The organism is Ancylobacter defluvii, assembly GCF_018390605.1.
Lineage (GTDB): Bacteria > Pseudomonadota > Alphaproteobacteria > Rhizobiales > Xanthobacteraceae > Ancylobacter > Ancylobacter defluvii.
Genome location: NZ_JAHBGD010000019.1, coordinates 287,519 through 313,517, shown reverse-complemented (window position 1 = coordinate 313,517; position 25,999 = coordinate 287,519). Strand labels below are relative to the sequence as shown.

General features: G+C 68.7%; 28 protein-coding genes. 9 read left to right on the top strand and 19 right to left on the bottom strand.

The features are described 5' to 3' along the window. Window positions 1–32: 32 nt before the first annotated feature. Both mutS and KHC24_RS15535 read left to right on the top strand, forming a co-directional pair. Complete coding sequence (gene mutS, locus KHC24_RS15540; RefSeq protein ID WP_213364220.1) at window positions 33–2,786, top strand: DNA mismatch repair protein MutS; 2,754 nt, start codon at window positions 33–35, stop codon at window positions 2,784–2,786. Window positions 2,787–2,806: 20 nt separating this feature from the next. Next, complete coding sequence (locus tag KHC24_RS15535) at window positions 2,807–3,352, top strand: hypothetical protein (protein ID WP_213364219.1); 546 nt, start codon at window positions 2,807–2,809, stop codon at window positions 3,350–3,352. Between the two features lie 400 nt (window positions 3,353–3,752). Here the strand turns inward: KHC24_RS15535 and KHC24_RS15530 are convergent, their stop codons facing one another. From KHC24_RS15530 to ppdK, 4 genes are all read right to left on the bottom strand, one after another. Next, complete coding sequence (locus tag KHC24_RS15530; protein WP_213364218.1) at window positions 3,753–3,971, bottom strand: hypothetical protein; 219 nt, start codon at window positions 3,969–3,971, stop codon at window positions 3,753–3,755. 103 nt (window positions 3,972–4,074) lie between these two features. Next, window positions 4,075–4,284 (bottom strand): cold-shock protein, encoded by a 210-nt coding sequence (locus tag KHC24_RS15525; protein WP_213364217.1) that lies wholly within the window; start codon window positions 4,282–4,284, stop codon window positions 4,075–4,077. Window positions 4,285–4,464: 180 nt separating this feature from the next. Then, window positions 4,465–4,752 (bottom strand): 30S ribosomal protein S21, encoded by a 288-nt coding sequence (rpsU, locus tag KHC24_RS15520; protein ID WP_213364216.1) that lies wholly within the window; start codon window positions 4,750–4,752, stop codon window positions 4,465–4,467. 303 nt (window positions 4,753–5,055) lie between these two features. Next, on the bottom strand, window positions 5,056–7,734 hold the full coding sequence (gene ppdK, locus KHC24_RS15515; RefSeq protein ID WP_213364215.1) for a pyruvate, phosphate dikinase: 2,679 nt from the start codon (window positions 7,732–7,734) through the stop codon (window positions 5,056–5,058). A gap of 297 nt (window positions 7,735–8,031) precedes the next feature. Between ppdK and KHC24_RS15510 the strand changes: the two genes are divergently transcribed. Next, on the top strand, window positions 8,032–8,427 hold the full coding sequence (locus KHC24_RS15510; protein WP_213364214.1) for a DoxX family protein: 396 nt from the start codon (window positions 8,032–8,034) through the stop codon (window positions 8,425–8,427). A gap of 110 nt (window positions 8,428–8,537) precedes the next feature. On the opposite strand, the gene KHC24_RS15505 is transcribed toward KHC24_RS15510, so the two are convergent. From KHC24_RS15505 to KHC24_RS15485, 5 genes are all read right to left on the bottom strand, one after another. Beyond that, a complete protein-coding gene (locus tag KHC24_RS15505) occupies window positions 8,538–8,693 on the bottom strand; it encodes a DUF3096 domain-containing protein (RefSeq protein WP_213364213.1) in 156 nt (51 codons plus the stop codon). Between the two features lie 201 nt (window positions 8,694–8,894). Then, on the bottom strand, window positions 8,895–9,122 hold the full coding sequence (locus KHC24_RS15500; RefSeq protein WP_213364212.1) for a hypothetical protein: 228 nt from the start codon (window positions 9,120–9,122) through the stop codon (window positions 8,895–8,897). A gap of 27 nt (window positions 9,123–9,149) precedes the next feature. Further along, window positions 9,150–11,405 (bottom strand): glycine--tRNA ligase subunit beta, encoded by a 2,256-nt coding sequence (gene glyS / locus KHC24_RS15495; RefSeq protein WP_213364211.1) that lies wholly within the window; start codon window positions 11,403–11,405, stop codon window positions 9,150–9,152. Window positions 11,406–11,495: 90 nt separating this feature from the next. Then, window positions 11,496–12,437, bottom strand: coding sequence for a glycine--tRNA ligase subunit alpha (locus KHC24_RS15490; protein WP_213364210.1), 942 nt, complete (start codon window positions 12,435–12,437; stop codon window positions 11,496–11,498). A gap of 84 nt (window positions 12,438–12,521) precedes the next feature. Beyond that, window positions 12,522–12,911: a VOC family protein gene (locus tag KHC24_RS15485; RefSeq protein WP_213364209.1), complete on the bottom strand. Its 390-nt coding sequence runs from the start codon at window positions 12,909–12,911 to the stop codon at window positions 12,522–12,524. A gap of 98 nt (window positions 12,912–13,009) precedes the next feature. On the opposite strand from KHC24_RS15485, the gene xseA reads away from it, so the two are divergent. Both xseA and KHC24_RS15475 read left to right on the top strand, forming a co-directional pair. Next, window positions 13,010–14,599, top strand: a complete 1,590-nt coding sequence (xseA, locus tag KHC24_RS15480; protein ID WP_213364208.1) for an exodeoxyribonuclease VII large subunit — start codon at window positions 13,010–13,012, stop codon at window positions 14,597–14,599. Window positions 14,600–14,754: 155 nt separating this feature from the next. After that, window positions 14,755–14,991: a DUF2093 domain-containing protein gene (locus KHC24_RS15475; protein WP_213364207.1), complete on the top strand. Its 237-nt coding sequence runs from the start codon at window positions 14,755–14,757 to the stop codon at window positions 14,989–14,991. Window positions 14,992–15,037: 46 nt separating this feature from the next. Here KHC24_RS15475 and lpxK read toward each other — a convergent pair whose 3' ends face one another. From lpxK to KHC24_RS15450, 5 genes are read right to left on the bottom strand one after another with little or no spacing between them, the layout of a single operon-like run. Continuing rightward, window positions 15,038–16,048 (bottom strand): tetraacyldisaccharide 4'-kinase, encoded by a 1,011-nt coding sequence (gene lpxK, locus KHC24_RS15470; protein WP_213364206.1) that lies wholly within the window; start codon window positions 16,046–16,048, stop codon window positions 15,038–15,040. Between the two features lie 54 nt (window positions 16,049–16,102). Beyond that, window positions 16,103–17,404: a 3-deoxy-D-manno-octulosonic acid transferase gene (locus KHC24_RS15465; protein WP_213364205.1), complete on the bottom strand. Its 1,302-nt coding sequence runs from the start codon at window positions 17,402–17,404 to the stop codon at window positions 16,103–16,105. Next, complete coding sequence (locus KHC24_RS15460) at window positions 17,397–18,164, bottom strand: lysophospholipid acyltransferase family protein (RefSeq protein WP_213364204.1); 768 nt, start codon at window positions 18,162–18,164, stop codon at window positions 17,397–17,399. The genes KHC24_RS15465 and KHC24_RS15460 overlap by 8 nt, the downstream gene beginning before the upstream one ends. Before the next feature lie 17 nt (window positions 18,165–18,181). Further along, on the bottom strand, window positions 18,182–18,427 hold the full coding sequence (locus KHC24_RS15455; protein WP_213364203.1) for a DUF4170 domain-containing protein: 246 nt from the start codon (window positions 18,425–18,427) through the stop codon (window positions 18,182–18,184). Between the two features lie 18 nt (window positions 18,428–18,445). Further along, window positions 18,446–19,264 carry a 3'(2'),5'-bisphosphate nucleotidase CysQ gene (locus KHC24_RS15450; RefSeq protein WP_213364202.1) on the bottom strand — a complete coding sequence of 273 codons (819 nt, stop codon included), beginning with the start codon at window positions 19,262–19,264 and terminating at the stop codon, window positions 18,446–18,448. 238 nt (window positions 19,265–19,502) lie between these two features. Here KHC24_RS15450 and KHC24_RS15445 point away from each other — a divergent pair, with 238 nt between their 5' ends. Together KHC24_RS15445 and KHC24_RS15440 are read left to right on the top strand one after the other, a co-directional pair. Continuing rightward, entirely contained in the window at window positions 19,503–20,099 is a 597-nt protein-coding gene (locus KHC24_RS15445) for a DUF6101 family protein (protein WP_213364201.1), read from the top strand. 157 nt (window positions 20,100–20,256) lie between these two features. After that, complete coding sequence (locus KHC24_RS15440) at window positions 20,257–20,607, top strand: hypothetical protein (protein ID WP_213364200.1); 351 nt, start codon at window positions 20,257–20,259, stop codon at window positions 20,605–20,607. A gap of 18 nt (window positions 20,608–20,625) precedes the next feature. On the opposite strand, the gene KHC24_RS15435 is transcribed toward KHC24_RS15440, so the two are convergent. Beyond that, window positions 20,626–21,318: a YoaK family protein gene (locus KHC24_RS15435; protein WP_213364199.1), complete on the bottom strand. Its 693-nt coding sequence runs from the start codon at window positions 21,316–21,318 to the stop codon at window positions 20,626–20,628. A gap of 215 nt (window positions 21,319–21,533) precedes the next feature. Continuing rightward, window positions 21,534–21,884 (bottom strand): hypothetical protein, encoded by a 351-nt coding sequence (locus KHC24_RS15430; RefSeq protein WP_246546987.1) that lies wholly within the window; start codon window positions 21,882–21,884, stop codon window positions 21,534–21,536. A gap of 171 nt (window positions 21,885–22,055) precedes the next feature. Between KHC24_RS15430 and KHC24_RS15425 the strand changes: the two genes are divergently transcribed. Further along, window positions 22,056–22,751 carry a TIGR00266 family protein gene (locus KHC24_RS15425; protein WP_213364198.1) on the top strand — a complete coding sequence of 232 codons (696 nt, stop codon included), beginning with the start codon at window positions 22,056–22,058 and terminating at the stop codon, window positions 22,749–22,751. Window positions 22,752–22,779: 28 nt separating this feature from the next. Here KHC24_RS15425 and KHC24_RS15420 read toward each other — a convergent pair whose 3' ends face one another. The 3 genes from KHC24_RS15420 to KHC24_RS15410 are packed head-to-tail and all read right to left on the bottom strand — an operon-like array spanning window position 22,780 to window position 24,745. After that, complete coding sequence (locus KHC24_RS15420) at window positions 22,780–23,304, bottom strand: chromate transporter (protein ID WP_213364197.1); 525 nt, start codon at window positions 23,302–23,304, stop codon at window positions 22,780–22,782. After that, window positions 23,301–23,909 (bottom strand): chromate transporter, encoded by a 609-nt coding sequence (locus tag KHC24_RS15415; RefSeq protein ID WP_213364196.1) that lies wholly within the window; start codon window positions 23,907–23,909, stop codon window positions 23,301–23,303. The genes KHC24_RS15420 and KHC24_RS15415 overlap by 4 nt, the downstream gene beginning before the upstream one ends. Next, the gene (locus tag KHC24_RS15410) at window positions 23,906–24,745 is read right to left on the bottom strand and encodes a hypothetical protein (RefSeq protein WP_213364195.1); all 840 of its coding nucleotides are present in this window, start codon (window positions 24,743–24,745) and stop codon (window positions 23,906–23,908) included. The genes KHC24_RS15415 and KHC24_RS15410 overlap by 4 nt, the downstream gene beginning before the upstream one ends. Window positions 24,746–24,982: 237 nt before the next feature. Between KHC24_RS15410 and tal the strand changes: the two genes are divergently transcribed. Next, window positions 24,983–25,954, top strand: a complete 972-nt coding sequence (gene tal / locus KHC24_RS15405) for a transaldolase (protein ID WP_213364194.1) — start codon at window positions 24,983–24,985, stop codon at window positions 25,952–25,954. Window positions 25,955–25,999: the final 45 nt, after the last annotated feature.

The window sequence follows — 25,999 nt, the reverse complement described above, 5'->3', positions numbered from 1 at the left end:
AGTCGTGTCCGGCCACCTGCAAGCCTTCGACCATGGATGCGACCCAGACCCCCAGCCCGAAGCCGACCGGCGATGCCGAGCGCGTCACGCCGATGATGGCGCAGTATATCGAGATAAAAACCGCCAATCCCGACAGCCTTCTGTTCTATCGGATGGGCGATTTCTACGAGCTGTTCTTCGAGGATGCAGAGATCGCTTCGCGGTCGCTCGGCATCGTGCTGACCAAGCGCGGCAAGCACCAGGGCGCGGACATCCCGATGTGCGGGGTGCCGGTGGAGCGCGCCGAGGAATATCTGCACAAGCTGATCGCCTGCGGCCACCGCGTCGCCGTCTGCGAGCAGATCGAGGACCCCGCCGAGGCGAAGAAGCGCGGGCCGAAAAGCGTGGTGCGGCGGGATGTTACCCGTCTCGTCACCCCCGGCACCCTCACCGAGGACGCCCTGCTCGACGACCGTCGCGAGAATGTGCTGGCCGCGCTTGCCCGCCAGCGCGGCGGCGAGGGGGCGGGCGAGGACGGCTATGTCTACGCCCTCGCCTTCGCTGATATCTCCACCGGCTCGTTCCGGGTGATCGAGACCCATTCCGGCCGCCTCGCCGCCGACCTCGCGCGGGTCGAGCCGGCCGAGCTGCTGCTGTCCGATCCGGTGTATGATGAGGCTGATTTCCGCGAGATCTGGCGCAGCCTGCCGGCGGTGACGCCGCTGCCCAAGGAGAGCTTCGACGGCGCCGGCGCCGAGCGTCGGCTCGCCGGCTTTTTCGGCGTCGCCACCCTCGATGCCTTCGGCGCGTTTTCCCGCGTCGAGCTCACCGCCGCCAGCGCGGTGGTCGCCTATATCGAGCGCACCCAGCTGGGTGGTCGCCCGCCGCTCGCCGCACCTCAGCGCGAGGCGGCCACCGACATCATGGTAATCGACCCGGCGACGCGGGTGAACCTGGAAATCCTGCGCACCACGACGGGGGACCGCGCCGGCAGCCTCAATGCCGCGGTGGACCGTACCGTGACCTCGGCGGGTGCCCGCCTCCTGGCCCGACGCCTGGCCGAGCCGCTGACCGACCCCGCCCGCATCGCCGCCCGGCTCGACGCGGTGGAGGCGCTGGTCGAGGACGCGGAGCTGCGCGCCGGCCTGCAGCAGCGGCTCGCCGGGGCGCCGGACCTCGCCCGCGCGCTTGCCCGCATCGCGCTCGGCCGTTCCGGGCCGCGCGACCTTGCCGCCATCGGGCGGGGGCTGGCCGAGGGCACCGCCATTGCCCGCCTGCTGCTGGCCGGCGAGGTGGGCGAGGAACTACACGCCAATGCGCTGCTGTTCGGCGCCGTCGATCCGGCGCTGCCGGCGCTGCTTGCCACCGCCCTGGCCGACGAGCTGCCGCCCTATCGCCGCGATGGCGGCTTTACCCGCGCCGGCTTCGATGCCGATCTCGACGCCGCCCGCGCGCTGCGCGACGAGAGCCGGCGGGTGGTGGCGGCGCTGGAGCGCCGCTATGCCGAGGAGACCGGCGTCAAGTCGCTGAAGATCCGGCACAATGCGGTGCTCGGCTATTATGTCGAGGTCAGCCAGCAGAATGCCGACCGGCTGCGTGAGCCGCCCTTCGGCGCGGTTTTCGTGCATCGCCAGACCATGGCTGGGGCGATGCGCTTCACCTCCACCGAGCTCGGGGAGCTGGAAGCGAAGATCGCCAGCGCCGGCGAGCGGGCGCTGGCGCTGGAACAGGCGATCTTCGACCGGCTGGCCGCCGCCATATTGCTGGAGGCCGAGGCGATCCGCGCTGCTGCCGGGGCGCTGGCGGTGATCGACGTCACTGCCGGCCTGGCGCGCCTGGCGGTGGAGGAGGGCTATGTGCGGCCCGAGGTCGATGGCGGGCTGGATTTCCGGCTGGAGGGCGCCCGCCACCCGGTGGTGGAGCAGGCGCTGCGCCGCGATGGGGGGCCGTTCGTCGCCAATGACTGCGAGCTCTCGCCGCCCGAGGACGCCAAGGGGCGGGCCGCCTCCGGCCGCATCTGGCTGGTGACCGGCCCCAACATGGCCGGTAAATCCACCTTCCTGCGGCAGAACGCGCTGATCGCCATCCTCGCCCAGACCGGCAGCTTCGTGCCCGCCCGTGCCGCCCATATCGGCGTGGTCGACCGGCTGTTCTCGCGCGTCGGCGCCGCTGATGACCTGGCGCGCGGCCGCTCGACCTTCATGGTGGAGATGGTGGAGACCGCCGCCATCCTCAACCAGGCCAGCGAGCGCTCGCTCGTCATCCTCGACGAGATCGGCCGCGGCACCGCCACCTTCGACGGCCTATCCATCGCCTGGGCCAGCCTCGAGCACCTGCACGAGGTGAATCGCTGCCGCGGCCTGTTCGCCACCCATTTCCATGAGCTGACCGCGCTCTCCCAGCGCCTCGCCCGCCTCGTCAACGCGACGGTGAAGGTGAAGGAGTGGGAGGGCGAGGTGATCTTCCTGCACGAGGTGGTGCCGGGAGCGGCGGACCGCTCCTACGGCATCCAGGTGGCGCGGCTGGCCGGCCTGCCGGCAAGCGTGGTGGCGCGGGCCAAGGCGGTGCTGACCGAGCTGGAGAATGCCGACCGCGCGGCGCCGGCGCAGCGCATCCTCGACGACCTGCCGCTGTTCGCGGCGATCAACCGGGCGCCGGCGTCCGCCGCGCCGGTGGAGCTGGCGAAGGCGGACCCGGCGGCCGAGGCGGTGAAGACGGCGCTCGCCGGGATCGACCCGGACGAGATGACCCCGCGCGCGGCGCTGGAGGCGCTGTACCAGCTGAAGGCGGCGGCGCGGGGCAGATAGCGCGGGAGGGGCGAGCCGAGATGGCCGCTGAGTCTCAAGATTATAACGAGACCGATCACGTCCGATGGCTGGGTACTGCCACGCGCTATCTCACGGCGGCGAAAGTGCTCGTCGATACGCAGGATTACGCGTCGTCCCGCATGGTGCATCTCCCCGCCCTGCATCTGACGGCGCACGGTATCGAATTATTGCTGAAAGCTAACCTCATCGGTGCCGGGTGGACTGTCGATGATGTTCGCAAGAGGTTCGGGCATTTCCTGCTGCCGCTCTGGCGGGCGCAGGAAAATGAAAAGCTCCGCATTGAAACACGCTGTGCGGCTCGCCTTGTCCATGAAGAGGCTGCTGCGAGCGCACGTTGGGCGTGCGAATTTTCCGGCGATCCAGGCCTCCTGCTTGAGGAGGCCATCGAGCGGCTGGCCCCGCTTCACAGCTCGGAGACCTATTTCGCGCTTCGATACCCCGGAGACCCGCAACTCGTGGGGCCGCGGGTGCCGTTTCTTGCTTTTGCCTTCTGGAGGGTAGCGGAACTCGGCCGGGACCAGCCCCGGCTCATGCTGCCGGATTGAGCCGTTGCGGCCATGGCCGGGCCGGCACCGCGGCGGATGTCGTTGATCGCGTGGAGGCGCGGACAATGTGGCGAGCGCACCGGCGAGGCATTTGGCGCCCCCTTGATGGGCCCGCGATCTCGCCCGACGGCTCCCGCCGTGCGCCGCATGCGGCCGACGCGCAAACCTCGGAAGGCTCAACTTGGAAAGAAATCGCCGGCTCATCGCCCCGGCACCGCGATCACGGCCCTGGCCGGCCTTATGCCGGCTTGCGGTGCGGCAGGGGCCTCGGAAGCCCGACGGAAGGTGGCAGGCCCGGCATCCGCAAGACGAGCATATGGGGGTGGTCTACTCGGTCGTAGATATTGCGCTCCGGCGGCGCACCGACCGGCAAGGCTGAAACATCGACGCGTTCGGCGATCTACTTCGCCCGGCGTGCTTTCGCGCGGGGGGCGGCCTTTACCGGCTGGGCCGCGGCTTCTTGTGCCAGGCGGGCTTCCTTCAGCCGTGCGGTCTTCGCGTCCCGCTTTGCGGTTTCCTGCTCGATCATCGACTTGGCAATCCGCGATACCGCCTCGGCCTTGCTCTCGGTCTTGGTGAGATTGGGCTTGAACGCCGTGTCGCGGGTGGGATCGGTCATTGCCGGCATCCTCTCAAAATGAAAAAGGCCGGGATGACCCCGGCCTTCCATGGTGCTCAACTACTCCTGCCAGTACATCCGTGGTCAGGAGCCGTCGGCACGATCACGCCGCCTGCAGATTGCCAGCGGTCTGCTTGCCGGTGCGGCGATCGGACTCGACCTCATAAGAGACCTTCTGCCCGTCGCGCAGGTCGGTCCAGCCGGCCCGCTGCACAGCGGAAATGTGGACGAAGACATCAGACCCGCCGTTATCCGGCTGGATGAAGCCATAGCCCTTCTGGCTGTTGAACCACTTCACGGTACCCGTCGCCATGACGATATTCCTTTCATACGACATAGAAAATCGATCGCTTACCATAGGCAAGCGTTGTGTTGACATCGATTTGAGAGGAAGTTCGCCACAGCGCTTAAGGCGCACAAACAAAGTTCAACGTGCAAGATCGATGCGGGTAATTTACAGGATCAGGCGAGCTATCGCAACCCTGCGCCGACTTTATTTTGCCACGTCAGCCTGAGGCGCGCCCGGGGACGCCTCCGGACGACCACGGCCCACCATCGGCTTCTTTTTTGGCGCGGCGATCAATCCCTCGCGGATGGCCTGTTTCCGGGCCGCCTTGCGGGCACGTCGCACCGCCTCGGCCGCTTCCCGGTTGCGCCGTTCGGACGGCTTTTCATAAGACCGACGAGCCTTCATCTCGCGGAAGACGCCTTCCCGCTGCATCTTCTTCTTGAGGACTCTCAGGGCTTGATCGACATTGTTGTCGCGAACGAGAACTTGCAAATCCTATCCAATCTGAGCAGCCAAAGATGGCCGCGGTTTCGCACTCCACATTGAGCGGTCGCCCTGATATGGGCCTCCGCCGGCAAAAAGGAAAGCCCCCTGCCAGGACAGGCCTTCCGCAGAGGCGGGTCGGGGCCGGGCGAGCCGGCCGATACTACCGCACATGCAGCAGCCGCGAAGGCGCTCGCGAGTGGAGGCTCCCGCAAGCGAATGCCGCCAAAGCAAATGGCCGGGCTGCTCGCCCGGCCACCGCATCGTCTCGTGCGGCCCGGCTGACGCCGAACCGTATGCTGTCGATCCGCCTCAGGCCTGGCTGGCGGCCTGGGTCTTCAGGGCCGCCTGCGCCGCCGCGAGGCGGGCGATCGGCACCCGGAAGGGCGAGCAGGACACGTAGTCGAGCCCGACTTCCTCGCAGAACGCCACCGAGGCCGGGTCGCCGCCATGCTCGCCGCAAATGCCGAGCTTCAGCTTCGGGCGCACCGCCCGGCCGCGCTCGGTGGCGATCTTGACCAGCTCGCCGACGCCATCGGTGTCGATCGACACGAAGGGGTCGACCTCGAAGATGCCCTTGGAGATGTAGGTGCCGAGGAAGGTGCCGGCATCGTCGCGCGAGATGCCGTAGGTGGTCTGGGTGAGATCGTTGGTGCCGTAGGAGAAGAACTCCGCCGTCTCGGCGATCTCGCCGGCCTTCAGCGCCGCGCGCGGCAGCTCGATCATCGTACCGACCTGGTACTCGACCTTGGCGCCGGTCTCTTCCTCGACCTTGCGGGCCTGAGAATCGATCGACTCCTTCACCAGGTCGAACTCGCGCTTGCCGGTGATCAGCGGCACCATGATCTCCGGCACCACCGGCTTGCCGGTGGACTTCTGCGCCGCTACCGCCGCCTCGAAGATGGCGCGCGCCTGCATCTCGGCGATCTCCGGGAAGGCGATGGCGAGACGGCAGCCGCGGAAGCCGAGCATCGGGTTGAACTCGTCGAACTCCTTCTTGCGCGCCGCCAGCTTGGCGGCGCTCACCCCGAGGCCTTCCGCCACCTCGGCGATCTCGGCGTCGGTGTGCGGCAGGAACTCGTGCAGCGGCGGATCGAGCAGGCGGATGGTGACGGGCAGCCCGTCCATGATCTCGAACAGCTCCTGGAAGTCGGAGCGCTGGGCGGCGAGGAGCTTGGCGAGCGCGGCGCGGCGGCCCTTCTCGTCGTCGGCCAGGATCATCTCGCGCACCGCGCGGATGCGGTCGGCGTCGAAGAACATATGCTCGGTGCGCGACAGGCCGATGCCCTCGGCGCCGAAGTTCTTCGCCGTGCGGGCGTCGAGCGGCGTCTCGGCATTGGCGCGCACCTTCATGCGGCGCACGCCGTCGGCCCAGCCCATCAGCGTGCCGAACTCGCCGGAAAGCTCCGGCTGCAGCATCGGCACCGCGCCGGCGATCACCTGGCCGGTGCCGCCGTCGATGGTGAGGATCTCGCCCTTCTTCACGGTGACGCCGCCGGAGGTGATGGTCCCGGCGGCGTAGTCGACGCGGATGGTGCCGGCGCCGCAGACGCAGGGCTTGCCCATGCCGCGCGCCACCACGGCGGCGTGCGAGGTCATGCCGCCGCGCGTCGTCAGGATGCCTTCCGAGGCGTGCATGCCGTGAATGTCTTCCGGCGAGGTCTCGATGCGCACCAGGATGACCTTGCGGCCCTGGCTCTTGAGCAGCTCGGCGTCGTCGGCGGAGAACACCACCTCGCCCGAGGCGGCGCCGGGAGAGGCCGGCAGGCCGGAGCCGATCACCGTCTTCTCGGCCTTGGGGTCGAGCATCGGGTGCAGCAGCTGGTCGAGCGCGGCGGGGTCGACGCGGGCGATCGCCTCCTCGCGGGTGATCACGCCGTCATTGGCGAGTTCCACCGCGATGCGCAGCGCCGCCTTGGCGGTGCGCTTGCCGGAGCGGGTCTGCAGCATCCACAGCTTGCCGGTCTCGACGGTGAATTCGAGATCCTGCATGTCGCGGTAATGCCCTTCGAGCACGCCGGCGATGCGGGTGAATTCGGTGTAGACCTCCGGCAGCGCCTTCTCCATCGACGGCTTGTCGGAGCCGGCCTCGATGCGGGCGACTTCGGTGATGTTCTGCGGCGTGCGGATACCCGCCACCACGTCCTCGCCCTGCGCGTTGATCAGGAACTCGCCATAGAGGGCGTTCTCGCCGGTGGACGGGTTGCGGGTGAAGGCGACGCCGGTGGCCGAGGTGTCGCCCATATTGCCGAACACCATGGCCTGCACGTTCACCGCCGTGCCCCAGCTCTCGGGAATCGCGTGAAGGCGGCGATAGACGATGGCGCGCTGGTTCATCCACGAGCCGAACACCGCGCCGATGGCGCCCCAGAGCTGGTCCTGCGGATCCTGCGGGAACGGCTTGCCGAGCTCGTGCTCGACCAGCGCCTTGTAGCGCTTCACCAGTTCCTTCCAGTCGTCGGCGGAGAGGTCGGTGTCGAGGTTGTAGCCGTTATCGGCCTTGTAGCCGTCCAGCACCTCTTCGAAATGATGGTGCGGGAAATCGAGCACCACGTTCGAATACATCTGGATGAAGCGGCGATAGCTGTCATAGGCGAAACGGGGATTGCCGGAGGCCGCCGCCACCGCCTCGACCGTCACATCGTTGAGGCCGAGATTGAGTACGGTGTCCATCATGCCCGGCATGGACGCGCGGGCGCCCGAACGCACGGAAACCAGCAGCGGGTTGGCGGGATCGCCGAAGGTCTTGCCCACCAGCTTGCCGACATAGGCGAGGGCGTCTTCGACATTGCCCTTCAGCTCGGCCGGATAGACGTTGCCATTGGCATAATACCAGGTGCAGAGCTCGGTGGAGATGGTGAAGCCGGGTGGAACCGGCAGTCCCAGATTGGACATCTCGGCAAGGTTGGCGCCTTTGCCGCCCAGGAGGTTGCGCATGTCCGCCGCACCTTCTGCCGCGCCGTCGCCGAAGGTGTAGACCCATTTCGTCATTTCGGAAGTCCCGCTGGTTGAACGTGCCTGGACCGCACGATCATAGCCTCTATGGAAATGCTGGCGAGTTCGAAAAGGGAGCCCCATCAAGGGGTTCATCTTATTGGGAAGGCCATCCCGGATGACTTTTCCATCTCTGGTCTAGCCTTTTGAGGTGTTTCGTTCAATCCATCATTCGCAGTGCGGCGAATTATATCGCACTGCAACGTGATAGATAGGGCGATTGCGTCCTAAGCGACGTTGCGGCAGCCTCCCGCCGCCGGGAGAAAAACCGAGCGTACTAAGGGATACTGGGGAATGACAAAAATTGTCGACACGCTCACGCCGCATGTGCTGAGCCTTCTGCGGGTCATGACCGCCCTGCTGCTGATGCAGCACGGAACGACGAAAGTGCTGGGGTTTCCAGTCACGCCGCAGACCGGAGTCAGCTTCGCCACGCCGGGCGGCATTGCCGGCCTGTTCGAGCTGTTCGGCGGCGCGCTGCTGCTAATCGGCCTGTTCTCGCGGCCGGTGGCCTTCGTGCTGTCCGGCATGACCGCCGTGGCCTATTTCCTCGTGCATGCGCCGCGGGATTTCTTCCCGATCCTGAACGGCGGCGAACTGGCGGCGCTGTACTGCTTCACGCTGTTCTTCCTCGCCTTCGCCGGCCCCGGCCCGTGGAGCGTCGACCGGCTGATCGGCAAGAAGATCTGAGGATAGGGAATCCCACGATCCGACCGCCGCCGGATGCCGGCGGCAAAATGAGCTGATGGCCGGGCGCTGCCCGGCCATTCGCCTGCGGCGGCCCCTGCCGGCCGTCGTCGTCACAGATTGATGGTGCCGTTGCCGATCAGGCCCATGACGCCGATGAAGATCAGATAGATCGCCACGATGTAGTTGAGCAGACGCGGCATCACCAGGATGAGGATGCCGGCGATCAGCGCGACGATGGGCTGGATGGCGATGATGCTGAGGGACATGAAGCGGTCTCCGGTGGGTGCCCGTCATGAACGGCCGGAGGTACGGGAAGGTTCCCGACCGACGGTGCGATGCACCATCGGAGCGCAGCTTTCACTCCGCCGGGCCGGCGTGGTGATTCTGGTCCCTGGTCACGAGATAAAGGCCATAACACGCCGCCAGCAGGAGGAGCGGGGAAATATACCACGCGAGAGTTGCGGCGGTCATGGCTTCAATCGCTTCAGGAGCAGCCTTGCCATGTAAGCTATGGCCGAACCGCTGAGAATCCAAATGGCGGTGATGCCGAGAGCGGACCATCCGCCGGTCGGGCCGGGCACTCCATAGGAAAGCGCGACGATCGGCCCAACCCCGCCAGTGATGAACATCGCGGCGGCCACATTGTTCAACAGCGTGGCCGTCAGCTTGATGCGCTCGTTCTGGATCAGGCTCATGGCGGCCTTGTCGCGCTACGGCCGTTTTCAGCCCTCGATGCGGTCGAAATCGGCGACCTGACGGGTGATGGCGCGGATATCGGCGAGCAAAGCGAGGCGGTTGGCCCGCAGGGCCTTGTCCTCGGCATTCACCGTCACCTTCTCGAAGAAGGCGTCGACCGGCGCGCGCAGGCTCGCCATGACGCCCATGGCGCCCTCGAAATCCTCCGCCTTCAGCGCGGTGCCGATCAGCGGGCCGGCCTTGGCGATGGCGTCGGCCAGCGTGCGCTCCTCGGCCTCGACGAGCAGGGTGATGTCGACGCCGCCGGCATAGGAGACGCCGTCCTTCTTCTCCTCGATGCGCAGGATGTTGGCGGCGCGCTTGGTGCCGGCGAGCAGGTTGCGGCCGTCCTCGGTGCGCAGGAAACGGCCGAGCGCCTCGACGCGCTTCACCACGAGCAGGAGGTCGTCCTGGCTCGGAAGGGCGAAGACGGCATCGACGAGATCGTGGCGGGCGCCCTGCTCGCGCAGGTGAACCTTGAGGCGGTCGGCGAAGAAGGCGAGGAGGTCGTTCGCTCGCTTCTTTTCCCACTCCTGCACAGGAACAGCGAAATGGTCTTCGCCCTCCATCAACAGCGCAGCCTCTGTGGCATACTTCTGCAGCTTGGAGATCATGCCCTCAGGGTTGATATCTCCGGTAAGTTCCAGAAACTTGGTCGTCAGCTGCGATTGACTATACTCCGCCCGCAGCATCTGCCCCATGATTCGTCGCCCGAGAACCACGAACGCCGGCCACAACAGAACGCGGCTGTTGCTTTCGAGAATAATGCGGATGACGCCCAGCGCGGCGCGGCGAAGCGCGTAGGGGTCCTTCGAGCCGGTCGGCTTCTCGTCGATCGCCCAGAAGCCCACCAGCGTGTCGAGCTTGTCGGCGAGTGCCACCGCCACCGAGACCGGGGCGACCGGCACGCGGTCGGTCGGGCCCTGCGGCTTGTAGTGCTCCTCGGCGGCCAGCGCGATCTCCTCCGGCAGGCCTTCGAGGCGGGCATAGTACTTGCCCATCAGCCCCTGCACTTCGGGAAACTCGCCGACCACTTCGGTGCGCAGGTCGCTCTTGGCGTAGAGCGCGGCTTGTTCTGCGAAATCAGGGTCGGCGCCGACCACAGGGGCCAATTCCCGAGCAAGCCGCGCGATGCGCTGGATGCGCTCGAACTGCGAGCCGAGCTTCTCGTGGAAGGTGACGTTCTTGAACTTCGCCAGCCGCTCTTCCAGCGAGACCGTCGCATTGGTCCGCTTGTCGGTCTCCCAGAAGAACTTGGCGTCCGACAGCCGGGCGCGGATGACGCGGCCATTGCCGGCGACGATGGCGTCGCCGCCGTCCTTGGCCGCGAGGTTCGACACCAGGATGAAGCGGTTGGCGAGGCGGCCGGTCGCCGGATCGCGCAGCACGAAGCACTTCTGGTTGATGCGGATGGTGGCGCGGATCACCTCGTCCGGCACATCGAGGAAGCTCTCGTCGAACGATCCGATCAGCACCACCGGCCATTCGACCAGGCCGGAAATCTCGTCGAGCAGGCCGGGGTCTTCCACCAGCTCCAGCCCATGGGCGAGGGCGAGGTCCTTGGCGTCGGCGAGGATGATGTCCTTGCGCCGCTCGCGATCGACCACCACGAAGGCGGCTTCCAGCTTGGTCATCCAGTCGTCGAGACGGCGGACCTTGATGCTGCCGGAGGAGAGGAAACGGTGGCCGCGCGTGGTGTCGCCGGAGCGGATGCCGTCGACCTCGAAGGGCACCACTTCCGGCTCCTCGGTCTCCGGGCCGAAGGTGCAGACGATGGACTGCAACGGCCGCACCCAGCGCAGCGAACCGGACCCCCAGCGCATCGACTTCGGCCACGGGAAGGACCGGATGATGGCGGGGACGATCTCGGCGATCACCTCCGGCGTCGGGCGGCCGTGCCGGTGCAGATGCGCGACGTAGAACTCGCCCTTCTTCGGGTCGCTCTCGATTTTCGCCTGATCGATGGAAGTCAGCCCCGATGCCTTGAGGAAGCCGTCGATCGCCGCCTGCGGCGCGCCGACGCGCGGGCCCTTGCGCTCCTCATGGGTGTCCGGCTGGCTCGCCGGCAGGCCATGCACGGCGAGGGCGAGGCGGCGCGGGGTGACGAAGGCCTTGGCGCCCTCATAGAGCAGGCCGCGCTCGACGAGGGCGTCGGTGACCAGCTTGCGCAGGCTTTCGGCGGCGCCGGCCTGCATGCGGGCCGGGATTTCCTCGCAGAAGAGTTCGAGCATGAGGTCGGGCATGGGCCACGTCGGATGGTTCGAGGAGGCGGGGCGCTGGGGAGGCGCCGCCGCGCAAAGGAAGGTTCGGGTGTCGTCGGTGCCGCCTGCGGATCAGGCGGCGGGGGTGCCGCCGGCCTCCGTCGCCAGCCAGGCGGCGCCGCAGGCTTTCGCCAGCTCGCGCACCCGCAGGATGTAGCTCTGGCGCTCGGTGACCGAGATCACCCCGCGCGCGTCGAGCAGGTTGAACACATGGCTCGCCTTGATGCACTGGTCATAGGCGGGCTGGGCCATCAGGTGGCGGGACTTGTCGTCGCTCCAGCCTGCCTCGAGATATTTCGCCGCCGCGCTCTCGGCCATGCGGAACTGCTCCAGCAGCATGGCGGTGTCGGCGTGCTCGAAATTATGCCGGGAATATTCCTTCTCGGCCTGCAGGAACACGTCGCCATAGGTGACCTTCTCGTCTCCCTCGCGGCCGTTGAAGTTGAGGTCGTAGACGTTCTCGACCCCCTGCACATACATGGCGAGGCGTTCCAGCCCGTAGGTGAGCTCGCCGGACACCGGCGCGCATTCGATGCCGGCCACCTGCTGAAAGTAAGTGAACTGCGAGACTTCCATGCCGTCGCACCAGCACTCCCAGCCGAGGCCCCAGGCGCCGAGCGTCGGGCTCTCCCAATCGTCCTCGACGAAGCGCACGTCGTGCAGCTTCAGATCGATGCCGATGGCCTCCAACGAGGCGAGATAGAGATCCTGAAGATCGGCCGGCGAGGGCTTCAGGATCACCTGATACTGGTAATAATGCTGGAGCCGGTTGGGGTTCTCGCCATAGCGCCCATCCTTGGGACGGCGGGAGGGCTGCACATAGGCGGCCTTCCAATGCTTCGGCCCGAGCGCGCGCAGCGTGGTCGCCGGATGGAAGGTGCCGGCGCCGACTTCCATGTCGTAGGGCTGCAAGACGACGCAGCCCTTGTCCGCCCAGAAGGCGTGCAAGGCGAGGATGAGGCCCTGGAACGACCGGTCGGGTCGCATATGGGGCGGCAGCGCGGGATCGATCATGGAGGCTCGGCCGGTTGGCGGAAAATCGCGCGCAACCTAGTGGCTGCGGGGGCGGCGATCAAGGCGGTGGAGGAGCGGCGACTGTCAGGGGCAATTGAGCTGCCAGGAAACACCGAAACGGTCGCTTACCCAGGCGAACAGCGTGCTGAAACCGTAAGAACCCGCCGGCATCATCTCGGCCCCGTCCTGCTTCAGCATGTCGGAGAGCCGGCGCACCTCCTCCTCGCTCTCGCAGGTGACGAAGAAGGAGAAGGACGGCGTGAAGCCGAAGCCGTGCTTCACGGGACTGTCGAAGACGAGCACCGACTGTCCGTGCAGGGTCAGGCGCGTGAGCTTCGAGGCGGGCATGGCGTCGGTGGCGGGATTCTCCCTCACCTCGTCGATATGGGCGTCGGGGAAGACCGCGAGATAGAAGGCAAGCGCGGCCTCGGCCTCGCCCTGGAACATCAGGAACGGCAGGACGGATGTCGGCATGGGTCTCCTCCTTGTCCGCGAGAGTCCGCAAGGTGTCAGAACAGTTGACACATGCCACCCGGTTTTCGGCTTGCGGTCAAACCGGCTATGACAGGCGCATGTCCGATCTCATCACCGAATCGCCCGTCTCCAACCAGCCCGACTGGACGGTCTCCGAGCTCTCCGGCGCGCTCAAGCGCACGGTGGAGGATGCCTTCGGCCATGTGCGGGTGCGCGGCGAGATTTCCGGCTATCGCGGGCCGCACTCCTCCGGCCATGCCTATTTCAGCCTGAAGGACACCAATGCCCGGCTCGACGCCGTGGTGTGGAAGACCAGCTTCTCGCGGCTGAAGCTCAAGCCCGAGGAAGGGCTGGAGGTGGTCGCCATCGGGCGCATCACCACCTTTCCCGGCAAATCCTCCTATCAGATCGTCATCGAGCAGCTGGAATATGCCGGCGCCGGCGCCATCATGGCGATGCTGGAGGAGCGCAAGCGCCGGCTGGCCGCCGAGGGTCTGTTCGCACCCGAACGCAAGCGCCGGCCGCCCTTCCTGCCGCGCGTCATCGGCGTCGTCACCTCGCCGACCGGGGCGGTGATCCGCGACATCCTGCACCGCCTGTCGGACCGTTTCCCGCGCCGCGTGCTGGTGTGGCCGGTGCGGGTGCAGGGGGATACCTGCGGGCCGGAAGTCGCCGCCGCCATTCGTGGCTTCAACGCGCTGGAGCCCGGCGGGCCGATCCCGCGCCCGGACGTGCTGATCGTCGCCCGCGGCGGCGGTTCGCTGGAGGACCTGCTCGGCTTTTCCGACGAGGCGGTGGTGCGGGCGGCGGCGGAGAGCGCCATCCCGCTGATCTCCGCCGTCGGCCACGAGACCGATGTGACGCTGATCGACTTCGCCGCCGATGTGCGCGCGCCGACGCCTACCGCCGCCGCCGAGATGGCGGTGCCGGTGCGCGGCGAGCTGCTCGCGGCGATCCAGGCCGGCGGGGCACGGCTTTCCGCGACCATGGCCCGCGCCGGCGAGCGCCGGCGTGCCGATCTGCGCAGCCTCGCCCGGTTGCTGCCAAGCGCCGACACGCTGCTCGCGGTGCCGCGCCAGCGGCTGGACCTGGCGGCCGGGCGGCTGCCGCGGGCATTGAAGGCCAATGCGGCGGCGCATCGGCTTCAGCTCACCCGCGCCGAGGGGCGGCTCTCCCCGCACCGGCTCACCCAGCTGGTGGCGGGCCGGCGCGAGCGCTTCACGCTGGTCGCCGGCCGGCTCGACGCGGCGCTGCGTGCCAATGCCAATGCGCATCGCGAGCGCATCCACCGTGCCCGCGAGCGATTCGAGGGCCAGCATGCGCGGCTCGATCCGGCGTGGCGGCGCTTGCTTGCCGAACGGGGCCGCCGGCTCGACGCCATCGGCAAGCTGATGGGCGCGCTGTCCTATCGTGGGGTGCTCGCACGGGGCTTCGCGCTGGTGCGCGCCGCCGATGGCCAGCCGCTGCGCAGCGCCGCCGCCATCGCCAGCGGGCAGGGGCTGGATATCGAGTTCGCCGACGGGCATGTGGGCGCGGTGGCCGGCGAACGAGGCCCGGATGCGCCGCCACCCACCGCGACCCGCCCGCCCAGCCCGCCGTCGAAGCGGGCGACGCGCGGGCGGGGCGCCAAGGCGGAGACGAAAACCTTGCCGAACCCGCCGGCGCAGCCCACCTTGTTCGACGATTAGAGCCTTGCCGCATCGGGTGACGGCACCCGATGGACGGGAGAGCGATGAGGCTCCAATAAGCAGTTGCCCCGTGAAGCCGGCTTCCGGCTTGTCGATGCGGGGCGGTATTGGCTAATGTCGCCCGTGAGGGCGGCCAGACAGGATTTGGGACGACGATGAACCGCTTCGAACGGTTTTCCGCATCCGGCGAGGCCGAGTTGCGTTATCTCGACGGCGATTTCCGGGTGGTGCGCCCCGGCACCTTCGTGCGCTGCGCCGTGACCGGCCAGCCGATCCCGCTCGACGAACTGCGCTACTGGAGCGTCGACCTGCAGGAAGCCTATTTCAGCCCCGAGGCGGTGTTGACCCGCCTGCATCCCGGCCGCCTGCGCGGCGATTCCACCAGCGCCTGATCCTTCCGGCGCGCCGGCATGGACGGTCCGGCCGCTTCGCCGCGGCTCAGCCGTCGACGAACAGCCGCGCCACCAGACGGTCGAGCGCCACCACGCTCTCCTCCTCCAGCACCAGCTGCACCGGCAGCACGACGCTGGCGCGCAGCAGGTCCCGGCCTTCCGGCGTGGCGGTGAGGCGCACGGCGTCCTTTTCCGTCGTCACCGGCATCAGATCGTCCGCCGCCGCCCGTTCGACCAGCGCCGCGATGTCGCTGGCGTTGAAAGGGTGATGGTCGGGAAAGGCGCGGGTGGCCACCGAGGCGACGCCGAGGCCGCGCAGCGTGGCGAAGAATTTCTCCGGCCGGCCGATGCCGGCAAAGGCGAGAACCCGCCGGCCGATCAGCCGAGCCATCACCGCCGCATTCGGCGCCAGCCGGCCGGTGAGCACGGCGAGGCCGGCCGCACGCGCCAGCCGCGCCACATCGGCGCCGGCCTCGCCCTCGCCGACCACCAGCACCGCCTGCGCGCGGGCGAGCTGCGGCGCGAGCGGGGCGCGCAGCGGCCCGGCGGGCACGCACAGCCCGTTGCCGATGCCGACGGCGGCATCGACCACCAGGATGGAGAGCGTCTTCTGCACCGAGGGGTTCTGGAAGCCGTCATCCATCAGCACCACGTCGGCGCCGTCGGCGACGGCCATGGCGAGGCCGTGCGGCCGCTCGCGGGCGACATAGGTCGGGGCGACGGTGGCGAGCAGCAGCGGCTCGTCGCCAACGTCGAGGGCACGGTGCCTAACCGGATCGACCTGAAGCGGTCCCTCGACGCGCCCGCCATAGCCCCGCGTCAGGATCGACGGCCGGTGGCCCTTGCGGGCGATGCGGCGGGCGAGATAGAGCGCGGTCGGGGTCTTGCCGGCGCCGCCGACGGTGGGATTGCCGATGCAGATCACCGGCACGCCGAGGCTGATCCCCGGCTGACGCATGCGACGGGCGGCGACGCCGCCGACGAGGCTGCCGAGGGGCGAGAGGAGATGCGCCGCCAGGCTCCGTTCGGGTTGCCACCAGAAGGAGGGTGCGCGCATCGCCTCAGCTCCTGCGGGGCGAGGTGAGGACGGCGGGGAGGCGAACTGGGCGCGTCATGACGGGTGCCGCTCCAGCCGGATCTGCACCAGATAGGGATCGATGGCGGCGAGCGTGCGTTCCAGCGCACCGCCCAGCGTGGCGATGGTCGCCTGCGCCGCCGCCAGCATGCGGCGGCGGACCGCGCCATCGCCGATCAGCGTCGCGGCGCTCGCCGCCAGCGAGTCGGCATCGACGACCGGCACCGCGCCGCCGGCGGCGTCGAGCTGAGCATAGAGCGCGGCGAAATTGGCGACATGCGGGCCGTGCAGGATCGCCGCGTCGAGCTTGACCGGCTCGATGGGATTCTGGCCGCCATGGCGGATCAGCGAACCGCCCAGCAGCGCCACCGGCGCCAGCCGGTAGAACAGGCCGAGCTCGCCGATGGTATCGGCGACATAGATCTGCGTTCCCCGGTCCGGCAGGTAGCCGTCCGAGCGCAGCACCGCCGGGCAGCCGGCCTCGGTGGCGACGCCGATCACCTCGCGGCCGCGCTCGGGATGGCGCGGGGCGATGATGGTGAGCAGGTCCGGCAGCTGGCGCACCAGCATGCCGTGCGCCTCCACCACCATCGCCTCCTCGCCCGGATGGGTGGAGGCCGCCACCATCACCTGCCGGCCGGCGGTGGCGGCGCGCAGGGCGTCGAAGGCGACCAGGTCGACCGGCGGCGGCGGCGCGTCGAATTTGAGGTTGCCGATCGGGGTGACCCGCGCCGCGCCGAGCGCGCCGAGCCGCTCGGCATCCTGCGGGCCCTGCGCCAGGCACAGGTCGACATGGGCGAGCAGCGCGGCGACGCTTTTCGGCAGCCGGCTCCACTGCGCGAAGGAGCGCTCCGACATGCGGGCATTGACCAGCACCAGCGGCACCCGGCGCCGGCCGACCTCGAGAAGCAGGTTCGGCCACAGCTCGGATTCGACCAGCAGCACCAGGTCCGGCCGCCAGTGCTTGAGGAAGCGGCGCATGAACGCCGGCGAATCCAGCGGCACGAACTGGTGCACCACGTCCGGCGGCAGGCGGGTGGCGGCAAGGCGCGCCGACGTCACCGTGCCGGAGGTGAGCAGCACCTTGAAGCCGAGGGCGCGCAGCCGGTCCATCAGCGGCATGATGGCGATGATCTCGCCGACGCTGGCGCCGTGCAGCCAGACCAGCGGCCCCTTGGGGCGCGGGCGCGAGGCGCGGCCGAAGCGCTCGGCGAGGCGGGCGGGATCCTCCTTGCCGCGCCGCAGCCGGCCGGCGAGCAGCAGCCGCGCGAAGGGCGAGGCCAGCCAGGTGAGGAGGCGGTAGAGATGGATGAGCAGCGTCGCCCGGCGCCTAGGCATTGAGGCTGCCGGTGTGGACGCCGCCGGCGGAGCTGCCGGCGCCGTCTTCGGCGCTGCCGGCGCGGGAGCCGGCGGAAGGGCGGCCGACCAGCGCCTCGGCGCGGGCGGTGATCTCCTCGAGCTGGCGCTGCACCTCGCGGCGGGCGGCCTCCAGCGTCTCGGCGTCGGCATCGGCCGGCACCCGCACGCCCTCGCCGGCGACCACGGCGGCGCGGCCGAACGGCAGGTGGATCGCCGCCTTGTCCCAGCTCTTGGCCAGGATGCGGTTGGAGGTGGCGATCGCCACCGGATAGATCGGCCGGCCGGCATGCTTGGCGATGGTGACGACGCCGAGGCCGACGACGCGCGAGATCTTCGGCACGTCGGCGGTCATGGCGACGTTGCAGCCCTCCTGGAGGTTGCGGATCATCTCCATGGTGGCGTTGAGGCCGCCCTTTTCGTGAAAGTTGCGCCCCTGCGCGCCCGAACCGCGCACCGTGCCGATGCCGAGCGCCTCGGCGGCGATGGCGTTCACGTCGGCATCGCGCGAGCGCGAGATCATCACCTTGGCACGGTGATGCGGCTTCACCAGGAACGGCGTGAGGAAATGCTGGCCGTGCCAGAAGGTGAGGATCATCGGCAGCTGCTGGTCGGCGAGCTCATGCAGGTTCGCCGGCTCCATCACCACCCGGGAGGAGCGCCAGACCAAGCGCAGATAAGAGGCCATTCCGCGCCCGAGAAGGGTGCGGACGGCCTGCGAGCGTCGCAGCTTACGCCACATGGGACCGATGCTGTCCGTCAGTTCTTCGCAGTGGTGTCGGGGTCGAGCAGCCGGTGCAGGTGGACGATGAAATAGCGCATCTGGGCGTTGTCGACGGTCTGCTGCGCCTTGGCCTTCCACGCCACGTGGGCGGTGGCGTAATTCGGAAAGATGCCGACGACATCGAGGCCGTCGAGATCCTTGAAGGTCACCCCGTCGATGCTGTCGAGCTCGCCGCCGAAGACGAGGTGGAGAAGCTGGGGGCTCGTCGCGCTGTCAGCCATTGCCATCGGATTCCTATGTCATTCCTCGTCCCGGCGGGCCGCGTCCATCACCGACGGGTGCAGCCCAGCGCCCGCGGAAACCAGAGCGCCGTGCCGAGGCACAGGAGCGTTGTAGATCAGCTGGAGGCCGTCGAGGTCGGTCAACCGGCCCCCTGCTTCGTGCACCAAAAGGTCGGCGGCGGCAAGGTCCCAATCATTGCCGTTGGGCGCGGCAAAGGCGGCATCGAGCTCGCCGGTGGCCACCCTGGCGATGCGCAGGGCGAGCGAACGGATGCGCGGCACCCGGGCGAGCATGCCGGCGCGGTCGACCCGCGACAGCCAGTGCGCCGGGCCGTCGGCACGGGCGCCGGCGACGGCGTGCGCGTTCGAGGCGCGGATCGGGGCACCGTTGCGGGTGGCGCCGCATCCCACTGCCGCCAGGAACAGTTCCTGCGTCACCGGGGCGAACAGGGCGCCGGCGATCGGCCTTCCATCCTCCACCAGTGCCGCCGCTACCGCCCAATCCGGCCCGCCGGCCATGAAGGCGCGGGTGCCGTCGATGGGATCGACGATCCACACCCGCCGCCGCTCCAGCCGGGCCGGCATGTCCGCCGTCTCCTCCGACAGCCAGCCATAGTCGGGGGCGAGGGCGCCGAGCTTCTGCTTGAGCAGGGTGTCGACGGCGATATCGGCATCGGTGACCGGAGAGTCGTTGTGCTTCGACCAGGAGGTGATGCCGCGGGCGAACATGTCGCGCGCCACGCCGCCCGCTTCCACCACGACGGCGGCGAGCTGCTCGGCGACCGCGCCGGCATCGGGCGGCACGGCGATCGGGTTGCGGGGCGAGGAAAGATCCATCAACAGCGAATTAGGCTTAGCACGCGCCAGACGCAAGCGTGACGATGCATGGCTGAGGTGCGGCGCATGCGCATTGGCAGGATTGCGCGCGTTTCGGCAAGATTCCGTCAAGCATGGACGGCGATTGGCGCGGCAAAGAAACGATCAACCATGTCCCTTAAGCCGGAAGCGACAGGGGCCAGCCTAGGGTTCAGCCCACGACCGGGACAGCAAAGTCGAAAAACCGGCGGGGAGAACCATGAGGCGTCAATGCGCGACGGAGGCTCGGCCTCCGGTTTCATCTTACGACTATGTTTCGCTCGCGTGGCCGATCGGCGGCGCGGGCTGGCCGGTGGTGTTCGACACCGCCGACGCCGGCGCCGATGGCGACGGCCGTCGCGTCGAGCTGCATCCGGGCCATGTGGTGCTGCGCCGCCGGCTCGGCGGCCTGCCGCTGCGGGCGGCAATCGAATATTCGCGCTATCGCGGCCTCGCCATTGCCCTGCTCGATCCCGAGGGCGAGGATGACGGCGTCGCGGTGGTGCTGGTGCATGACGATGTCGAGCTGTCGGTGACGCTGTACAGCGCCCCGCATGTCGACGACGTGGTCGCCGAATGGCGGTTCTGGAGCGGGCTGCTCGGCCTGCCGATGCTGATCACCGATGCCGCCGGCACGCATGCCGCCGCCTATCCGACCCTGGGGCGGCTGGTCATCGGCGAGGCGCAGCTGCGCCGGCGCGGGCGCGGCGTGCTGCGGTATCGCCGGCCGGCGATGTTCAAGCGCCGCGCCGCCGGGCGCCCGGCCGCCTCGCCGCCGGTCCATCGCGGCGAGCGCGAGCTGAGCGCCCGCGACTGAGCCCGCATGGGCGGGTGCCGTGCCGACGCCGGGGCTTCGTGATGGCTCCATGGTGGTTGCAGCTCATGCTTGGCCTCGATACCGGGCGGAAGACTTTGCTAGAATGCCGCCACCGGTGGGCTGATTCCGTTCGCGGGTCCGCCGAGGGAAGGATGTCATGAGCCTGAAAGCCGCCCCGTTCATCGTCGCCCTCTTGCTGGTATCGGCTCCGGCCGCGCTGGCCGGCCCCTGCACGCAGGACATCGTCTCGACGCAGGAGGCGCTCGACCGGCTGATCGCCGATCTCGCCGCCAATGGCCCGAGCGCGCCGGAGAGCGAAGATGCGACGCTGAGCCACGAGCCCACCCCCGGCGGCCTCGCGCAGACCGAGGCCGAGCTGGGCGAGGGCGTCGCCCCTGAAAAGGCGCAGGCCGAGCTCGACAAGGCCCGCGCGGCCGACGAGCGCGAGGATTCCGACGCCTGTCATCAGGCGCTGGCCAAGGCCCGCGACGCGATCGGCCTGGAATAGCGGCCGGCCGAGGCGGCTTCAGTCGCCGCCATAATCCGCCACCGCCGGCCCCAGATGCCGGTTGAAGGCGAAGGCAACCGCCACCAGCACCGCCAGTTGCCCGCCGGCGATAGCCAGCGCCGTCGCCAGTCCCATGCCGGCGAGCATCAGGGCGCCGACCAGCGCGCCGATGACGAAGGCCGACCAGGACAGCGCATAGCTCGCCGCCTCGGCCGTGGAGCCGCGCCCGGTGAGCCGGCGCGCCAGCGCCTGGCCCATGCCGAACAGCGCGCCGGTGACGAAGCTCTTGCCGACATCGGCGCCGGCGATGAGCTGGTGCACCGCGTTCTGCAGGCCCATGGCGACGGCGACCGGCAGCAGGGCGGTGAAGCCGATATCGCGCTGCGCCAGAGCGGCGGCGAGGGTGAACAGCACCACTTCGACGGCGAGGATCAGCACCAGCTTCCAGCGGGCGGCGGCATCGGCGATCAGCGTGCCGATCAGTGCGCCGACGACGAAGCAGCCGATGACGATGGCGGCGTGCACGGCGGCGAGGAACTGGCCGGAGGCGAGGCTGATGCCGAGCCGGGTCGAGTTGCCGCTCATGAAGGAGAGGAACAGCCCGCCGAGATAGGCATAGCCGACCGCATCCACGAAGCCGGCGATCAGGGTGGCGAGGGTGGCGAAGATCAGTGGGCGCAGGCGGGTGCCGGGCGGCGGATCGGAGGTCATGAGGCTCGGGAATCGGAAGGGACGTCGGGAGCGGCGGCGCCGATGTCGCCCCGGCGCGGCGGGGCTGGGTACGGCATGCCGCCTTCGCCGGGAAGGGTTTCAGGATGAGCGGCATAGCCGCCGGCCGGGCAGCCGCCGCGCCGAAGGCAAGGCCCTTGCGCGGCGGCATGTCGATCGATGCTCAGGGGGAGTCCGCGCTCAGGGGCGGTATCGGCTCAGGGACAGGTATGCACCCAGCCGCCACCCCAGCCGCGATGCCAGTAGCAGGCCGGGCGCACCGGCGGGCCCCAACCGCGGGCATAGGGGGGCTGGTACCAGTAGCCGGGATAGTTGGGACGCCAGACGCAGCGCCACGGGCCGCAGACCCAGCGCACCGGCTCGATGCCGGGCGTCACGGCCTGGACGGCCGGCGCGGTGGCGAGCGCCGGCATGGCGAGGCCGGCCTGCGCCGGGGTGCCGAGGCCAAGGGTGGCGGCAAGGGCGACGGCGATGGCGAATGCACCGAGAAGCGGTAAAGCGAAGCGGCGGATATACGAAGAAAGTCCGAAGGCAGGCAGACCGGGCATGGGTGTCTCCCTAATGGTTCGACGAACCCGGCGATGATAGCACGCGCCGACGGCGCGGTACCTCTAAACCCATGCTGGCGCTAAAATTTCGTCGGTCTTGGCCGACTGTCGGCGGCTCGGCTAATCTGCCGCGACGGCGGCCGGAAGGGCCGCGCGCCAGGAGCGGTAGCCATGCGTTCGAAGATCATCGGAACCACCCTGCCGGTGCTGGAGATCGGCCTCGATCCCGGCGAGAGCGTCGTCGGTGCGCCCGACCAGCTGTCCTGGATGTCGGGCGACATCGGCATGACCACCTCGACGGGTTTTGGCGGCGGCGGCGGGCTGTTCGGGCTGGTCAGCCGGGCGGTCTCCGGCGCCGGACTGTTCATGACCGAGTTTCGGGCCCAGAGCGGCCCCGGCAATGTCGCCTTCGCCGCCAAGCTGCCCGGCAATATCGTCGAAATCGCCGTGGCGCCGGGGCGCGGCTATCTGGTGCATCGCCACGGCTTCATCTGCGGTACTTCCGGTATCGAGGTGGCGAGCGCCTTCCAGCAGAAGCTCGGCGGCGCCGTGTTCGGCGGCGAGGGCTTCGTCCTGCAGAAGCTCTCCGGCGAGGCCAGCGCCTGGGTGGAACTCGGCGGCGAACTGGTGGCCTACGAGCTGCAGCCGGGCCAGGAACTGCTGGTGCATCCCGGCCATGTCGGGTTGTTCGAGGAGAGCGTCTCCTTCGAGATCACCACGATGCGCGGCGTCGCCAACGCGCTGTTCGGCGGCGACGGGCTGTTCCTGGTGCGGCTGTCCGGCCCCGGCAAGGTCTGGCTGCAGACGCTGACCCTGCCCGGCCTCGCGCATGCGCTGGCGCCCTACCTGCCGCAACGCGGCGGTTGAGCGGGCCGGCGCCCGGAGACCCGACACCTCAGCGCAGCGCGATCAGTCCCACCACGCCGCCGCCCAGCACCAGGATCGCCGGGTTGATCCGCTTGACGAAGAACACCCCGAGAAACACCGCGATGGCGATGGCCACCGTCATCGCGCCGTCGATGGCGGTGCGGGCGATGGCGATGGCGCCGGCCGCCATCAGCCCCACCACCAGCGGCGCCATGCCCCGCTGCAGCGAGGCGCGCCACGGCGAACCCTCGAAATGGTCCCATAGCCGGGAGGCGCCGAGCGAGATCACCCCCGCCGGCACGAAGAAGCCGAGATAGGCGAGCAGGGCGCCGAAGAAGCCGGTGACGTGATAGCCGATCACCATCACCATCAGCATGTTCGGCCCCGGCACCACCTGGCCGAGGCCGTAAATGTCGCGGAACTGGTCGTCGGTGAGCCAGTGATGCGTCTCGACCACCAGCATCTTGGTCTCGGGCAGCACCGCCGCGCCGCCGCCGACGGCCAGCACCGACAGCAGCGAGAACACGCCGAGCACGGAAAGATTCTCGTTCATGTCGGGTCGGCCTCCGCCGCGGCAGCTTCCTTGCGCGGCCGATAGATCAGCACTGCCGCCGGGCCCACCGTGAGCAGCACCCAGATGAGCGAGACGTGCAGGAAGCTCACCAGCCCGACGGTGACGAGGATGATGGCGATGTCGATCAGCGAGCCGAACTGTTTGCGGCCGATCTGCAAGGTTACCGCCGCCAGCATGCCCACCGCCGCCGCGCCGACCCCGATCAGCGCCGCGTTGACATAGGGGTTGTGGGCGTTCGAGGCATAGGCGACGCCGAGCGCCATGATCAGCGCGGCGCCGGGCAAGGTGATGCCGATGAAGGCGATGATGGCGCCGAGGATGCCGCGCAGCCGGTCGCCGACGATGATCGCCATGTTGGTGGCGTTGAGGCCGGGCAGGGCCTGCGCGATCTCCAGCGCCGACAGGAATCGCTCCTCGTCGAGCCAGCCCTTCTGCAGCACCAGCGCGTTGCGCAGATAGGCCACGACGCCGCCGCCGAAGCTGGTCGCCCCGATGACGAGGAAGGTGGCGAAGATCTCGCCGAAGCCGACCGGCCCGGAGGGTGGAGCGGGCACGGTGGCGTCAGCCGGGGCAGGGTGGCTCATTCGCGACCGGCCACGGCGAGCTTGCCGAAATTATAGACCAGCGCCGTCTTGGTGGCGCCGAGATACACCCACTCCGGCATTTGCTGCTGCATGTCGAGGAAGAAGGCCTCCGAGCGCGCCTTGGCCTTGGAGTGCAGTTCGTCATAGCGGTCGAACTTGGCCTGGAAGGCGAACTCGCCGACGATGGAACTCTCGGTCGGCCGGTCGCGCCACACCGCGATCGTCGCCTTGGCGACGAGGCCGTGGCCGAAATCGAACTCGCCGACATTCACCTGCACTTCTTCCACCGGCAGGTTGTTGACCAGCGACACCGGCGTGCCGGCCTGGGCGGGGCACAGTTCCGACAGCACCGGAAACACCGAGGCGATGCGCTCCAGCTCGGCATCGAGCACAAGTCCCGCCGAGCGCAGCACGCAATTATGCGAATAGAGGCTGCGCATGCCGCCGAGTTTATCCTTCAGCGGCAGCAACTCTTCCTTGAACTTGATGTCGGCGGCGCCCTGAAGATGCGGGGTGACGTCCACCTGCGCCGCCGCTTGGAAATCGGGATGGCGGAACTTGAAGGTGAGCTCGTGCTCGTTCTCGGGCCAGCCATCGGTGTAGAAGGTGCGCTTGCGCAGGATGAAGGCGTTCCGGTACAAATCGTAGTCGGGCGTGTCGTAGAAAAGCACCTCGCGCACCTGGCGCTTGAAGCCGTCCTTGTTGGTGGTGACGCCGATCTTGTGCTCGGTGGCAACCTGCGTGGTCTTGTGCCAGAACACCTCGAACTGGCGCGGGTCGAAGAACCGCTCGGGACGTAGCAGAATTTTGTATTCGCGATAGTGGATATCGTCCATGAGCGACCTCGGGAAGCGGCGGCCGGTCGCCGCGTCAACCCCAAGCATTTACGCCTGCCCCGCGCCGCTCACAAGACCGCGATGCAGGCGGCGCCGGATGGCGGAAACAGCCGGCGGAGCATCTTGAAGCGGCAGGGCAATTTGTGGTCCAAGGGTCGTAGCCTTGTGATCGCCGCCCCATATGTGAAATGAGCCGATGCGGCGCGGCGGGCGCCGCCGCAGGATAGAGAGACCGATATGCCCTCCAAGCTCGAACAGCTGCGCACCATGACCGTCGTCGTCGCCGATACCGGCGACATCGAAGCGGTGCGGCGCCTCAAGCCGCAGGACTGTACGACCAACCCCACCTTGCTGCTGAAGGCCGCCGAGACCCCGGCCTATGCGCCGCTCGTCGATGAGGCGATCGCCTGGGGCGCCAAGCAGGGCGGCGACCACGACGCGGTGGTGAAGGCCACCTGCGACCGGCTCGCGCTCAATTTCGGCGCCGAGCTCGCCGGCATCGTGCCCGGCCGGGTATCGACCGAGGTCGATGCCGACCTCTCTTTCGATACGGAGGCGACGCTCGCCAAGGCGCGGGCCTTCATCAAGGCCTATGAAGAGCGCGGCATCGGGCGCGAGCGCATCCTGATCAAGATCGCCTCCACCTGGGAGGGCATCCGCGCGGCGGAGGTTCTGCAGAAGGAAGGCATCGACTGCAATCTGACGCTGCTGTTCGCGCTGCCGCAGGCGGTGGCCTGCGCCGATGCCGGCGTGTTCCTGATCTCGCCCTTCGTCGGGCGCATCCTCGACTGGCACGTCAAGGCCGGCGAAGGCCCGTTCACTGCCGAGACCGACCCCGGCGTCGTCTCGGTGCGCGCCATCTACGCCTATTACAAGGCGCACGGCATCAAGACGGTGGTGATGGGCGCCTCCTTCCGCAACACCGCCGAGATCGAGGCGCTGGCCGGCTGCGACCGGCTGACCATCGGACCGGCGCTGCTCGACCAGCTCGAAGCCGATCAGGGCACGCTGGCCCGCCGGCTCGATCCGGCCGAGACCGCCGGGGCGCCGGCGCGGCTGCATCTCGACGAGAAGGCGTTCCGCTTCGCCATGAACGAGGACCCGATGGCGACCGACAAGCTCGCCGAGGGCATCCGCCAGTTCGTGAAGGACCTGAACAGCCTGCGCGCCAAGGTGAGCGCGCGGCTGAAGAGCGCCCAGGCGGCCTGAGCCGCCCCGAACGTCGAGCTCCATCGTATCCGGGCGGGTGACGGC